The 14,166-nt window shown below is 64.0% G+C and carries 13 protein-coding genes; 7 read left to right on the forward strand and 6 right to left on the reverse strand.

The features are described 5' to 3' along the window. Positions 1-12: 12 nt before the first annotated feature. Positions 13-870, reverse strand: a complete 858-nt coding sequence (locus HD842_RS18805) for an AAA family ATPase (protein ID WP_183556279.1) — start codon at positions 868-870, stop codon at positions 13-15. A gap of 176 nt (positions 871-1,046) precedes the next feature. Between HD842_RS18805 and HD842_RS18810 the strand changes: the two genes are divergently transcribed. From HD842_RS18810 to HD842_RS18820, 3 genes are all read left to right on the forward strand, one after another. After that, complete coding sequence (locus HD842_RS18810; protein WP_183556280.1) at positions 1,047-1,397, forward strand: c-type cytochrome; 351 nt, start codon at positions 1,047-1,049, stop codon at positions 1,395-1,397. A gap of 8 nt (positions 1,398-1,405) precedes the next feature. Beyond that, positions 1,406-1,744, forward strand: a complete 339-nt coding sequence (locus HD842_RS18815) for a c-type cytochrome (RefSeq protein WP_183556281.1) — start codon at positions 1,406-1,408, stop codon at positions 1,742-1,744. 83 nt (positions 1,745-1,827) lie between these two features. Beyond that, a complete protein-coding gene (locus tag HD842_RS18820; RefSeq protein WP_183556555.1) occupies positions 1,828-3,351 on the forward strand; it encodes a SulP family inorganic anion transporter in 1,524 nt (507 codons plus the stop codon). Positions 3,352-3,375: 24 nt separating this feature from the next. Here HD842_RS18820 and HD842_RS18825 read toward each other — a convergent pair whose 3' ends face one another. The 3 genes from HD842_RS18825 to HD842_RS18835 all read right to left on the reverse strand — a co-directional run bounded on the left by HD842_RS18825 (position 3,376) and on the right by HD842_RS18835 (position 6,115). After that, entirely contained in the window at positions 3,376-3,804 is a 429-nt protein-coding gene (locus HD842_RS18825; protein ID WP_183556282.1) for a DUF1841 family protein, read from the reverse strand. A 71-nt stretch (positions 3,805-3,875) separates the two neighbouring features. Then, a complete protein-coding gene (locus HD842_RS18830) occupies positions 3,876-5,387 on the reverse strand; it encodes an aspartyl protease family protein (RefSeq protein ID WP_183556283.1) in 1,512 nt (503 codons plus the stop codon). A 92-nt stretch (positions 5,388-5,479) separates the two neighbouring features. After that, positions 5,480-6,115: an RNA pyrophosphohydrolase gene (locus HD842_RS18835; protein ID WP_183556284.1), complete on the reverse strand. Its 636-nt coding sequence runs from the start codon at positions 6,113-6,115 to the stop codon at positions 5,480-5,482. A gap of 226 nt (positions 6,116-6,341) precedes the next feature. On the opposite strand from HD842_RS18835, the gene HD842_RS18840 reads away from it, so the two are divergent. The 4 genes from HD842_RS18840 (at position 6,342) to HD842_RS18855 (ending at position 11,870) form a co-directional block, all read left to right on the forward strand. Then, the gene (locus HD842_RS18840) at positions 6,342-8,060 is read left to right on the forward strand and encodes a proline--tRNA ligase (protein ID WP_183556285.1); all 1,719 of its coding nucleotides are present in this window, start codon (positions 6,342-6,344) and stop codon (positions 8,058-8,060) included. Next, positions 8,060-8,683, forward strand: a complete 624-nt coding sequence (locus HD842_RS18845; RefSeq protein ID WP_183556286.1) for a lytic transglycosylase domain-containing protein — start codon at positions 8,060-8,062, stop codon at positions 8,681-8,683. Before HD842_RS18840 ends, HD842_RS18845 begins: the two co-directional genes overlap by 1 nt. A 351-nt stretch (positions 8,684-9,034) precedes the next feature. Beyond that, positions 9,035-10,480 carry an alkaline phosphatase gene (locus tag HD842_RS18850; RefSeq protein ID WP_183556287.1) on the forward strand — a complete coding sequence of 482 codons (1,446 nt, stop codon included), beginning with the start codon at positions 9,035-9,037 and terminating at the stop codon, positions 10,478-10,480. Positions 10,481-10,496: 16 nt separating this feature from the next. Further along, on the forward strand, positions 10,497-11,870 hold the full coding sequence (locus HD842_RS18855; RefSeq protein WP_183556288.1) for an alkaline phosphatase: 1,374 nt from the start codon (positions 10,497-10,499) through the stop codon (positions 11,868-11,870). Positions 11,871-11,969: 99 nt separating this feature from the next. Here HD842_RS18855 and HD842_RS18860 read toward each other — a convergent pair whose 3' ends face one another. Together HD842_RS18860 and ffh are read right to left on the reverse strand one after the other, a co-directional pair. Continuing rightward, entirely contained in the window at positions 11,970-12,386 is a 417-nt protein-coding gene (locus tag HD842_RS18860; protein WP_183556557.1) for an SWIB/MDM2 domain-containing protein, read from the reverse strand. Between the two features lie 233 nt (positions 12,387-12,619). Next, positions 12,620-13,987, reverse strand: a complete 1,368-nt coding sequence (ffh, locus tag HD842_RS18865; protein ID WP_183556289.1) for a signal recognition particle protein — start codon at positions 13,985-13,987, stop codon at positions 12,620-12,622. Positions 13,988-14,166: the final 179 nt, after the last annotated feature.

Below are 14,166 nucleotides of genomic sequence, written 5' to 3' on the forward strand. Positions count from 1 at the left end.
CTGGCGCCACCATCACCGGTTGTTCCGCGCCATGAACATCAGGCGCTCGAACAGGCCGACGTCCTGCTCGTTCTTGAGCAGGGCGCCGTGCAGCGGCGGGATACCCACCTTGCCTTCGGCGCTGGCGCGCAGGGCTTCGGCCGGCACGTCCTCGGCCAGCAGCAGCTTGAGCCAGTCGAGAAATTCGGAGGTCGACGGCTTCTTCTTGATGCCGGGGACGTCGCGCATGACATAGAAGCTTTGCAGCGCCGCGGCCAGCAAGTCCTGGCGCAGGTTCGGGAAGTGCACGCCGACGATGTCGGCCATCGTCTCGCGGTCCGGGAATTGAATGTAGTGGAAGAAGCAGCGGCGCAGGAAGGCATCCGGCAGTTCCTTCTCGTTGTTGGACGTGATGATCACGAGCGGGCGGTGGGTGGCCACGACCATTTCGCGCGTTTCATACACATAGAACTCCATGCGATCGAGTTCGCGCAGCAGGTCGTTCGGAAACTCGATGTCGGCCTTGTCGACTTCGTCGATCAGGAGCACGACGGGTTCGGGCGCCGTGAAGGCTTGCCACAGCACGCCCTTGACGATGTAGTTCTGGATGTCGCGCACGCGCTCGTCGCCCAGTTGCGAGTCGCGCAGGCGCGAGACGGCGTCGTATTCGTACAGGCCCTGCTGGGCCTTGGTGGTCGATTTGACGTGCCACTGCAGCAGCGGCATGTCCATGCTGGCCGCGACTTCTTCGGCCAGCATGGTCTTGCCGGTGCCCGGCTCGCCCTTGATCAGGAGCGGACGGCCCAGCGTCAGGGCCGCGTTGACGGCCAGTTTCAGGTCGGCGGTGGCGACGTACTTGTCGCTGCCTTCGAAGCGGGGAGCTGCATGCATGGCGGGTGCTTTGTCGAGTCGGTCGGTGGCAGGAAGTATACGCCATAACCCTGGGCGCGCCGCCACCGTCCGGTTTGTAGACTGGTGTCAAGTCTTCAGATAGAATCGGCCCGTTGGTAGACCTTTGCTAACTTTTTATGCGGTTGCGGTTTTCGAATTACAACTAAGAGACGCCCATGAAAACAAGTTTGGCACCACTGGTACTGGCAGCCTGCGCCTGTACCGCCGGCAGCGCCGTCGCCACGGCCGCGGAAGTCGTCGGCAATCCCAAGGCGGCCGTCGCCAAGATCGAGATGTGCATCGGCTGCCACGGCATTCAGGGCGGCTACAAGACGGCGTTCCCCGAAGTCTACCGGGTGCCCATGATCGGCGGCCAGTCAGCCAAATATCTCGAATCCGCCCTCAAGGCCTACCGCAAGGGCGACCGCAAGCATCCGTCGATGGTCAATATCGCCAAGTCGCTGAGCGACCAGGACATTGCCGACGTGGCGGCCTATTACTCCCAACAGACGGTGGCCACGCGATGAACCACGCCATGCAACGGATTGTCCTTTCCCTGGTGCTGGGCGCGTTGGCCGCGAGCGCATCGGCCGCCGACATCGCGCGCGGCGCGGCGCTGGCCAAGACGCATAACTGCGCCTCGTGCCACGGGGCCGATTTCAACAAGCCGATCGACCCGAGTTATCCGAAACTGGCCGGCCAGCATGCCGACTACCTGACGACGGCGCTGCGTGCCTACAAGCGCGGCGCCGGCCCGAACGGGCGCGTGAACCCGATCATGGCAGCGCTGGTGCAGCCGCTGTCGAACCGCGACATGGTCGATCTGGGCGCGTACCTGGGCAGTCTGCCGGGCCAGCTGGTGACCAAGAAATAAGCCCGGCGCCAGACGGGCAAGGCGCTTGCTGGTAACATGCGAGCCCCTTGCCGCGTCACCCGCCGGAGCTCTTCGTGTCATCTCTGTCTATTCTCACCTCGCCCACTTATCTCAAAACCAACCTGCTCAGCGGCCTGACGGTCGCCCTGGCCCTCGTGCCCGAGGCGATTGCCTTCGCCCTGGTTGCCCACCTGTCGCCACTTACTGGCTTGTACGCTGCCGTGCTGGTTGCCTTCATCACGTCTGCATTCGGCGGGCGGCCCGGGATGATCTCGGCCGCTGCCGGCTCGCTGGCCGTCGTGATGATCGCGCTGGTGGTGCAGCATGGCGCGCAATACCTGCTGGCGGCCGTGGTGCTGATGGGCGTGCTGCAACTGCTGTTTGCCGCCGCGCGGCTCGGTAAATTTATCCGCATGGTGCCGCATCCGGTGATGCTCGGCTTCGTCAACGGGCTGGCGCTGGTGATCTTTCTCGCCCAGTTCGGGCACTTCAAGGTGGCGGGCCCGGACGGCACGGCGCAATGGATGCCGGCCGCGCAGCTGGTCACGATGGGCGTCATCATCGCCATCACGATGGCGGTGATCTACCTGACGCCGCGCATCACCAAAGCAGTGCCGTCCACGCTGGTGGGCATCCTGGTGGCCAACGTCGGTTGCGCGCTGCTGGGCGTCGAGACGCGCACCGTGGGCGACCTCGGTTCCATCGCCGGCGGCTTGCCCAGCTTCGCGCTGCCCGACGTGCCAATGACGTGGGACACGCTGCGCATCGTATTCCCATACGCGCTCGTGATGGCGGGCGTGGGTCTGATCGAATCGCTCCTGACGCTCACCTTGATCGACGAAATCACCGACACGCGTGGTCAGCCGAACCGCGAATCGCTGGCGCTGGGCGCGGCCAACGTCGTCAGCGGCGTGTTTGGCGGCATGGGTGGCTGCGCGCTGATCGGCCAGAGCATGATCAACGTGAACAGCGGCGCGACCGGACGCTTGTCCGGCATCGCAGCGGCGGTGATCCTGCTGTGCTTCATCCTGTTCGGCTCCAGCTGGATCGAGGCGATTCCACTGGCGGCGCTGATCGGCGTGATGTTCGTCGTCTGCGAAAAGACCTTCGAGTGGGGCACGTTCCGTCTGGCCGGGCGTGTGCCGCGCGCGGACCTGTTCGTCGTCGTGCTGGTCGCGGCGATCACGCTGCTGGTCGACCTGGCGGTGGCGGTGCTGACCGGCGTGATCGTCTCGGCGCTGGTGTTCGCGTGGCAGCATGCGCGCCAGGTGAAGGCGGCGGTCGCGGTCGATGATCAAGGCTGGAAGGTGTACGCGCTCGACGGCACGCTGTTCTTCGCGTCAGTGAGTGCGTTTCAGGGCATCTTCACGCCGAAGGACGATCCGCAGGATGTCGTGATCGACTTTTTGCACGCGCGCGTGGTGGACCATTCGGCGATCCAGGCGATCGACGCGCTGGCCGAGCGTTATCGCCTGCTGGGCAAGCGCCTGCATCTGCGCCACCTGAGCCCCGACTGCCGCGAGCTGCTGGAAAAGGCGCAGGACATGATCGAGGTGAACCTGGTGGAAGACCCGCGTTACCGGGTCGCGGACGACAAGCTGGCGTAAATCACGCGCAAGTCACGTCGGCATTCAGGCAAACGCACGGCGCCGCACGCACTCGATATACGCCTCGGTATCAGGCGGCACGCCACCCCGCTGCGAAGCCCAGATCATCTCGCCCAGGCATTCCATGATCTCGTGGTGGGCATCGTGCTCGCCCCGTTTGGCCACCAGCATGTCGTGCGCGGCGCGGATGCCGCGCGGCTGGTCGATCGAGATCTGCTCGGCGATCGACAGGTGCATCGACAGGTGCAAAAACGGATTGGGCTTGCCGCCTTCGACCGAGTAGTCGCGCGCGATCGCCGCCTCGATGTCCTCGAACTGGTCGTGGTATTCGGGATGCTGCACGATCCAGTCGGCCGCGATGGCATCCATCGGCGTCAGGATCTCGCCATTGCGTTGCTTGCGATAGGCGTCGCAGAAAAAGCGGCGCACGTCGTGCGAGGACGGAGTGAACATGGCAGGAGGGGGCGAAAAAAGGGGAGAGCGGGCATTGTAGCGCAGCCGCCGATCCGGCGCGGGGCGGGCCGTCAGGGCGTAGATGTGGGCGCCGGGTGGCAGACAGCCTCTTTCTCGCGCGCCAGTTTCTCGCGGTTGATATCGCCTGCAAAGAGGTAGCCCTCGGCGATCGCAAAGCTCACCTGGCAAAAGCGCTGTACCGAGGGGTCGGGCGCTGCAACGGTCAGCTGCATGAGTTTGTCTTCATCGATCTTGCCAAGATAGAAATCGGCGAGCGGCCCCGGCCATTCATCGGTGTCGTGACTGAACGTGGCTTCCAGTTCGCGCCGCGCCAGCGCCGTGTCACCGTTGTGCATGCGCGCCGTGTACAGCAGCAGTGCGCCGCTGCGGTCGGCCGGCAGGCGGTCGAGCGCCTGCCTGATTCGCACGGCTGCTTCGGCGTAGCGCCCTTCCTTGACCAGACGCGCGCCGACCATCAGGTTGGCGCGGGGATGTCCGCCGGCCGCCGCCTTGTCGACCCAGGCATGCGCCTGTACCTTGTCCAGGGGGACCCCGTTTCCGCGGCCATGCATCGATGCCACCATCATCTGGGCGTCACCGTTGCCGGCGTCGGCTTCCTGTTGTAACCAGGGCTCGATGCGGCGCCATTGGCCAAGCGCATCGCCACCGACGTAGCTGATATACAGCTTCTTCTGGCTCATGGCGAACAATACACGGTGCGAGCGCAGGAAGTCGGCGCCGAGGATCACGTCGGCGGCGATCACACCGACGTCGGCGTTTTCAATGGTTTCGCGGCCGATTTGCAGCGTGCCCAGCGTCGCGTTCCAGCGCGCGATGCGCTTCAAACCCGCCCCGGCTGTCGCAAATGCCTGTTCGACACCGGGCGCATTCATCTTCAGGCCCGCCTTTTCGGCCGCCCGGTGCGTGATGACCGTCGTGGAGGTGCCGCTATCGATGATCGCCGTTGCTTCTTTCCCATTGAGCAGTACCTTGAACTGGGGATTGTCGCGCCCGGCCGACCGCCATTTGAAGGGGATCTGTACCGCATCATGGTCCCAGTACGACAGCACCGCATTGTCGCAATTGGACGGTCTGAAAAACTTGATTTCCTTGGTCGCCAGCGAGATCTCGAGGTCGGACTGGAGCAGGAACGGGGCGCCCAGGATGGCGTCGAACGATGGTGCGGTGCCGAAGTCGCTCAGCACGTTCACGCGGCTGTTCGTGATCGACGCCGGTCCGGCCTTAAATTCCTTGATGCGCGTTGTGTAAATGCGCGAAACGCCGCCGACACCGATTGCGAGTGCGTCGCTCGAGTGCAGTGGCAGCCCACGGCGCTCGGTCGCGGTGCGCGTCAGCATGCTGCCGGCAGCGCCGGTGTCGATCAGCATGTCGGCCGGCGACCCGTCGATCCGGCCTTCGAGCGTGAGGCTCAGGCTCGGGCCGGTGTACCGTATGGGGAGGGTGGTCAACAGGCTCAGCTGGCAGCGTGCCGGCGTGTTCTGCCAGGCGTGGGCAGCAGGCGCCGCTGTCAGCACGGCGAGTGGCAATAGCAGCAAACGCAGGTGACAGATAAGTGGGCTCATGCCACCATTGTACTGGCGAATATTGCTATCAAAGCAATGCTTTAAGCATGAAATCGAGAGAAGCGGCCTGCGCCGCTTCCGATCGTTACAGCCTACTTGTTCGGCGCCAGCACCAGTGCATCGGGCGCCGCCGGATTGCCCGGCCCGGCCGCCCCGAGCATCTCTTGCCCCGCCTTGGCGCCAGGCTGCGCGCGGCCATGCGGCTGGCGCAGGTAGCGCGCGCTGTGACGCCGCTCGCCGTGCTGGCCCTTGGCCGGCCAGCTCAGAAAGCGCGACAGCTCCTGCAGCGCGCGCTGGTAGACGTCGCGCTTGAACTCGATCACAACGTCGAGCGGCACCCAGTAGTCGTGCCAGCGCCAGGCGTCGAACTCGGGGTGGTCGGTCAGGCGCAGATTGACTTCATTGTCGCGCGCAACCATGCGCAGCAGGAACCAGATCTGCTTCTGGCCACGGTAATGCCCGCGAATTTCACGCTTGATGAAATGATCGGGCACCTCATAGCGCAGCCAATCGCGGGTGCGACCCACGATCTTGACGTGCTCCTGACGCAAACCGATTTCTTCCTCGAGCTCGCGGTACATTGCCTGCTCGGGTGTTTCGCCGTACTTGATTCCCCCTTGAGGAAATTGCCATGAGTGCTCTCGCACCCGCTTGCCCCACCAGACCTCGTTGTTAGCGTTCAGCAGGATGATGCCGACGTTGGGCCGAAACCCTTCACGGTCGAGCATAATTGCACCTCGATACTTTCTGCCGGCGGACGTTCCCTCTTGCGGGCACTCGGTACCCTTGTGTTTTTACTTACGTATTGTCATGCCCAAGGGGTTTCCGCACCGCTTGCGCGGTCGATGATGCTGGTTCCGGACCCTGTTTGTAGAAAGATTGGACGCATCAGCCGGCTAATCCTTTAAAATTAGGTCGATTATAACCCTCTCTTTTTAAAAAGAATTCACAGATATGCGTGCCTCACGATTTTTTATTTCAACTCTGAAAGAAGCGCCTTCCGATGCCGAGATCGTCAGCCACAAGCTGATGATGCGCGCCGGGATGATCAAGCGCCTGGGTTCCGGCATCTATACGTATATGCCGGTCGGGCTGCGCGTCATCCGCAAGGTCGAAGCGATCGTCCGTGAAGAAATGAATCGCGCTGGTGGTATCGAACTGTTGATGCCGCTCGTGCAGCCGGCCGAACTGTGGCAAGAGACTGGCCGCTGGGACAAGATGGGCGACGAGCTGATGCGGGTGAAAGACCGCCATGGCCGCGACTTCGCGATCCAGCCGACGTCCGAAGAAGTCATCACCGACGTTGTGCGCAGCGAGATCAAATCGTACCGCCAGCTGCCGGTGAACTTCTATCACATCCAGACCAAGTTCCGCGACGAGCGCCGTCCACGCTTCGGCCTGATGCGCGGCCGCGAATTCACGATGAAGGATGCGTATTCGTTCGACCGCGACGTCGCCGGCATGCAGACGTCGTACCAGACCATGTTCGACGCCTATACCCGCATCTTCACGCGCTTCGGCCTGAAGTTCCGCGCAGTGGCAGCCGACAACGGCGCCATCGGCGGCACCGGCTCGCACGAATTCCACGTCATCGCCAGCACCGGCGAAGATGCGCTGGTCTACTGCCCGACGTCCGATTTCGCGGCCAATATGGAAGCAGCCGAAGCCGTCGCTAGCGGCGAGCGCGGCGCCGCCACGCAAACGCTGACCAAGACCCCGACCCCGGGCACGACCAAGTGCGAGACCGTCGCGGCGCTGCTGGGTGTGAACCTGGCGCAGACCGTCAAGACCATCGCGTTGACTACCGAGAACGACGGCAAGAAGAGCTACTGGGTACTGCTGCTGCGCGGGGACCATGAACTCAACGAGATCAAGGTCGGCAAGGTCGATGGCCTGGCCGGCCACCGCTTCTCGACCGAAGCCGAAATCCTCGAGGTGTTCGGCACCGTGCCGGGCTACCTCGGTCCGGTCGGCACGAAAGTGCCGGTCACCGTCGTGGCCGACCGCACGGTCGCCAACATGGCCGATTTCGTCTGCGGCGCGAACGAAGAAGACTTCCACCACATCGGCGTGAACTGGGGCCGCGATTTGCCCGAGCCGGTCGTGGCCGACCTGCGCAACGTCGTCGAAGGCGACCCATCGCCGGACGGCAAGGGCGTGCTGGCGATCGAGCGCGGCATCGAAGTGGGCCACGTGTTCCAGCTCGGCACCGCGTATTCGCAGGCGATGGGCGCGACCTTCCTTGACGACGGCGGCCGGCCTGCGCCGCTGCAGATGGGTTGCTACGGCATCGGCGTAACCCGCATCCTGGGCGCGGCGATCGAGCAGAACTTCGACGACAAGGGCATCGTCTGGCCGGACGCGCTGGCGCCGTTCGAAGTGGTGCTGTGCCCGATGGGCATGGACCGCAGCGAGATGGTCAAGGACGCGACCGAGCAGCTGTATGCGTCGCTGTCGGCCATGGGCATCGACGTCATCGTCGACGACCGCGGCCTGCGGCCAGGCGCGATGTTCGCCGACTGGGAACTGATCGGCGTGCCGCATCGCGTGGTGATCGGCGAGCGTGGCCTGAAAGAAGGCAACCTCGAATACCAGGGCCGCCGCGATGCAGAAGCGAGCAGCGTCGCCGTGGGCGAGATGGTCGGCTTCATCAAGGCCAAGCTGGGCAAGTGATGGCGTTGCGCCTGGCCTCCTGGTCCGGAGGCGTGCTGCTGGCGCTGGCCTTCGGTCTGGCGGCGCCGGCGCATGCCGGCAACCAGAAAGAAGAAGCGCTGTCGGATTCGGTGCGCCTGGCGCTGGCCAACGCCATCGCCGACGCGCGTCCGCCGCGCCCGACCTTCCGCACCGAGGCGGGGCGGGCGCGCTACCAGGCGTGGTTCGACCAGATGTCGCCGCGCCTGGCCAGGCGCCTGCCCGACGTCCAGACCCGCACCGAGTTCCTCGAGACCGCGTGGTATGAAGCGACCCGCGCGGGCCTCGATCCGGGGCTGGTGCTGGGCCTGATTCAGGTGGAATCGGCCTACCGCAAGTACGCGATCTCGATTGCCGGCGCGCGCGGCTACATGCAGGTGATGCCGTTCTGGACCAAGGCAATCGGCGACGGCGACCGCCGCCGCCTGTTCCATATGCAGACCAATCTGCGCTACGGCTGCGCGATCCTGCGCATGTATATCGACATGGAGCGGGGCGACCTGTACCTGGCGCTGGGCCGCTACAACGGCAGCCGGGGCAAGCCGAAATACCCGAATGCGGTGCTGGCCGCATGGAAGAACTGGGAATTCAAACCGGGGGCGTGAAGCGTTCGGCCACATACGCCAGCACGTCGTTCCCGCGCAGGCGGGAACCCAAGACGCCAGCACGTCGTTCCCGCGCAGGCGGGAACCCAAGACGCCAGCACGTCGTTCCCGCGGAGGCGGGAACCCAAGACGCCAGCACGTCGTTCCCGCGGAGGCGGGAACCCAAGTCTTCCGCACTGCCGCATACGTCTGACGCATGGGGCAGATCGCGTATCTTGGGTTCCCGCCTGCGCGGGAACGACGTGCATCTGCTTGTGGCTGGCGATCAGCCAAACGCTACCAGCGTCCTGCCAATTCACCACATCGTCACTGTCGCAGTGTAGACTTCCCGCTTTCCCCAGTGAGGACTGCATGCGACCCATTCTTTTCACCGCTGGCGCACTGCTGGCGGCACTCACCGGCTGCGCGGCCACGCCGCCTGTCTCGACCGCGACTGCGACCCCGGCCCTGACGGTCAACCCGGTCGACCAGCGCGCAAAGAACATCATCTTCTTCCTGGGCGATGGCATGGGCGTCAATACGCTGACCGCGGCGCGCATCTTTGCCGTGGGCGAAGAGGGCGAGCTGGCGATTGACCGCCTGCCCGAATCGGCCTTCGTGAAGACTTTCTCCAACGATGCACAGGTCACCGACAGCGCCGCCTCGATGGCGGCCTACATGACCGGCGTGAAGCAGAACAACGGCGTGATCTCGATGTCGGCCGGCACGCGCTCGATCGCGCCCGCCAAGGACGCCAACGGCAACAGTCTGGTGAGCCGCTGCGAGAATGGCGAAGCAGCCGTCACGCTGCTCGAACTGGCCCGCAAGCGCGGCATGGCCGTGGGCGTGGTCACCAATACCAGCGTCACCGACGCTACCCCGGCTGCAACCTATGCCCACGCATGTACTCGCAAGCTGGAAACCGACATCGCCGCCAGCCTGGTGCCGGGCGGCGCCGGCTACAACCGGGCGCTGGGCGCCAATGGCCTGGACGTCCTGTTCGGCGGCGGTGCGCAGCAATTCACGCCATTCGCGCGTGGCGGCAAGCGCGCCGACAACCGCGATCTGCAGGCCGAGTTCAAGGCCAAGGGCTTCCGGGTCGTGAACGACACCGCCGGGTTCAACGCCTTGACGCCGGGCGCGCCGGTCGTGGGCCTGTTCGCCGCCAACCACATGGACTTCGACGCGATCCGCGACACCACCCGTCAACCGGCGCTGCCGGCCATGACGACCAAGGCGATCGACCTGCTGGCGCCGCACCGCGGTGGTTTCTTCCTGATGGTCGAGGGCGGCCTGATCGACCATGCGCTGCACGCCACGCTCGGCAAACGCGCACTGCAAGAGACGGTGACGTACAACGCCGCGCTGCAGGCCGCGCTCGAACGCATGGAAGCGCTCGACCCGGGCCTGAAGAACACGCTGATCGTTGCCACCGCCGACCATGACCACACGCTGCTGCTGAACGGTTATGCAGCGCGCACCGGCAAGACCACGCCCGCCAATCCGGGTGTGCTGGGGCTGGTGCGCACGGCCGACGGCAAGCCGACGCTCGACAGCCAGGGCATGCCGTACACGATCATCGGCTTCGGCACGGGCGAGCAGCGCCACCAGGGCGGGCGCACCACGCCGCTGACCGACGCCGTCGTGACGGCCGACGACTACCACCAGCAAGCGGTCGTGCGCACGCGCGCGGGCGCCGAGACGCATGGCGGCAGCGACGTCTACCTGGGCGCAGCCGGCGCGAACGCGGAGCTGTTTCGCGGGACCATCGACAACACGCGCGTCTTCAATCTGATCAAGACCGCAGCCGGTCTGTAAGCACGAGAAATCCACCATGACTTCACGACGCATTCTCCCGCTGCTGCTGGCCGCCGCCTTTGGCGCAGCGCTGCCGGCAATGGCTTCGGCCCAGCAAAAGGCGAAGAACATCATCTTCTTCCTTGGCGACGGCATGGGCCCGTCCGTCACCACCGCCGCGCGCATCTACCGCGGCGGCGAAGACAGCCTGCTGCACTTCGAGCGCCTGATGGAGCGCACCGCGCGCATCAAGACCTATTCGCTCGATTACCAGACCACCGACAGCGCGCCGTCGATGGGGGCGTACATGACCGGCATGAAGCTGAACAACGACGTGATCTCGCAGGCCGGCGCCCGCACGATCAACCCGACCAAGGACGGCGTCGACCAGTGCGGCCCGAACAACGGCACGCCAGCCGTGACGATCCTGGAGCTGGCCAAGGCCCGGGGCCGCGCCACCGGCGCCATCACGACGACCGAGCTGACGCACGCCACGCCGGCCTCGACCTTTGCGCACACCTGCAGCCGCGACGCGGCCTACACGATCGCGCAGCAGCTCGTGCCCGGTGGCGCCGGCTACAACGCGGCGCTGGGTGACGGTGTCGACGTGCTGATGGGCGGCGGGCGCAATCACTTCACGCCGCGCGACCCGGCGCTCAATCCGAAGGGCCGGCCCGACGGGCGTGACCTGATGGCCGAATTTGCCGGTGCCGGCTATTACGTGGCCGGTACCCGCGCAGGCATGATGTCGGCGAAGGCAGGGCGCAAGTTCGTCGGCATCTACAGTGCGGCCAGCCACCTCGATTATGCGTACCAGCGCCGCCCCGAGCAGCCGACGCTGGCCGAGATGACGGGCAAGGCGATCGATCTGCTGTCGACCAATCCGAACGGCTTCTTCCTGATGGTCGAAGGCGGCAAGATCGACCACGCGCTGCACGACACCCGCGCCAAGCACGCACTGGAAGAGACGGTGGCGTTCGACGATGCGTTGCAACTGGCAATCGAGCGCATGCGCGCGATCGATCCGGGCCTGCAGAACACGCTGATCGTGCTCACCGCCGACCATGACCACACGATGCAGATCAACGGCTACCCGAAGCGCGGCAACCCGATCCTGGATATCGTGCGCGACTACGCGACGGGCGAGCCGAAGAAGGATGCGGACGGCAAGACGTTCACCACGCTGGTGTTCGGCAATGGCCCGAACCGGGCGGACGTGCGCGCCGATGTCGATGGCATGGTCGCGCAGAGCGACGATTACCATCAGGAGACAGGCGTGCACAAGTCGTCCGAAACCCATGGCGGCGGCGACGTGAAACTGTATGCGACTGGCGCCGGCTCGGCGTCATTCAAAGGCACGATGGAGAATACCCGCGTGTTCGAACTGATGAAGGCTGCCGGCGGTTTGTAAGTGCAGATTCAGGTTATTTACACTTGAATAACAAAAAGCCCCGGGTTTGAATCCGGGGCTTTTTTAATCAGCGAGACATCGACTGAATATAACCTGAACTTATTTCAGATGATCCGAAATCAGTTTGGTCATTTCAAACATCGAGACTTGCTCTTTGCCGCCGAAGACTGCTTTGAGCTTGTCGTCGCCATTGATCATGCGACGGTTTGCCGGATCTTGCAGGTCTTTCGACTTGATGTAATCCCAGACCTTTTTGGTCACTTCGGTGCGTGGCAGCGGCTTGTCGCCAACGACTGCAGCGAGCGTGGCCGACGGGGTCATGGCTTTCATGAACGCGGCGTTTGGCTTGCGTGCAACTGCTGGCTTGTCGGCCGATTTGTCAGCTGATTTGTCAGCCGTTTTAGCGGCTGCTTTTGCTGGTGCTGCTGCCTTTTTTGCTGCGGGCTTGGCCGCTGCAGCAGGCTTGGCAGCTGCTTTTTTTGCTGGTGCTGCAGTGGTTTTTTTGGCTGTTGCCATCTTCGAGCCTCCTAAAACGAACACATGGAAAAATGCGTAATTTATCGCACGCCTATATTGGTAGCGTTTTACTGTTCGTGCAAGTCTTTTTCCAAACTTTTTCACTCTGATAAGCCGCTAAATGGGCGCTATCGCACACAACAACGCACGGGAACGATAAAACGCCGACAAGGGGCGTAAAAAAACCGCGCAAAGCGATACTCTGCGCGGTTCTGCGGGCGGAAAACGATGGATTAACGCATGCCGGGCATCATGCCCTTCATCCCACGCATCATCTTCATCAGGCCGCCGCCTTTGAGCTTTTTCATCATCGTCTGCATCTGATCGTACTGATTGAGCATGCGATTGACTTCCTGCACCTGCACGCCAGCGCCGGCCGCGATGCGACGCTTGCGGTTGGCCTTGATCAGTTCGGGTTTCGCGCGCTCGAGCGGCGTCATCGAATCGATGATGCCGACCATGCGCTGGACCGATTTCTCGGCCTGGCCCATGTTGGCGCCCGCCGCGGCTTGCTGGAACTGGGCCGGCAGCTTGTCCATCAGGCCGGCCATGCCGCCCATCTTTTTCATTTGCGTCAGCTGCGACTTGAAGTCGTTCATGTCGAAACGGCCGCCGACCTTGATCTTGTTGGCCAGTTCGGCTGCGGCTTCGGCGTCGACACCCTTGCGCGCTTCTTCGACCAGCGCCAGGATGTCGCCCATGCCCAGCACGCGGTTGGCCATGCGGGCCGGATCGAAGGCTTCGAGACCATCGAGTTTTTCGGACACACCGGCAAACTTGATTGGTTTGCCCGTCACGTGCCGCACCGACAGCGCCGCACCGCCGCGCGAGTCGCCATCGAGCTTGGTCAGCACGATACCGGTCAGGGGCAGGGCGTCGTTGAACGCCTTGGCGGTGTTGATCGCATCCTGGCCCAGCATGGCATCGACGACGAACAGCGTCTCGATCGGGTTGACGGCGGCGTGCACGGCCGCGATCTCTTGCATCATCGCTTCGTCGATACCAAGGCGACCCGCGGTATCGATGATCAGGACGTCGTGGTAATGCTTCTTGGCCCAGTCGAGTGCGGCCAGCGCGATGTCGACCGGCTTGTCGCTGGCGGTCGACGGGAAGAAGTCGGCGCCGACCTGCCTGGTCACCGATTCGAGCTGTGCGATTGCGGCCGGACGGTACACGTCGGCCGAGACGGTCAGGACCTTCTTCTTTTTCTGTTCCTTGAGGTACTTGGCCAGCTTGCCGGTGGTGGTGGTCTTGCCGACACCCTGCAGACCGGCCATCAGGATGATCGCCGGCGGTTGCTGGGCGAACGACAGCTGGCTGGCCTCGGGGCCGAGGTCGGCGCCCATCAGGGCCGCCAGTTCCTTCTGCACCACGCCGACGAGCGCCTGGCCCGGGCTGAGCGAGCCGACGACTTCTTCGCCGAGGGCTTTTTCCTTGACCTTGGCGATGAATTCACGCACCGCCGGCAGCGCCACGTCGGCCTCGAGCAGGGCCATGCGCACTTCGCGCAGCATCTCTGCAGTGTTTGCCTCGGTGAGGCGCGCCTCGCCGCGCATGGTCTTGACGACCTTGGCAAGGCGTTGGGTGAGGTTATCTAGCATGTTCAACCTAATTAGTAAGGGCACATCGGACGCGCGGTCCCGAGCGAAATGCCGGTGGGCGAGCGCCGCCAAAGCGGCATTTTACCTTGCGCAGGTGCTGCTGGTTCTTCCGGCGGACGGCAGGCGCACATTTTTTCAGCAAACCGTGGCGTTTTGCGCGGGAGCAGACCGTGGCGGCG

Origin of the sequence: Massilia aurea (assembly GCF_014200505.1) — a bacterium.
Classification (GTDB): domain Bacteria; phylum Pseudomonadota; class Gammaproteobacteria; order Burkholderiales; family Burkholderiaceae_D; genus Telluria; species Telluria aurea_B.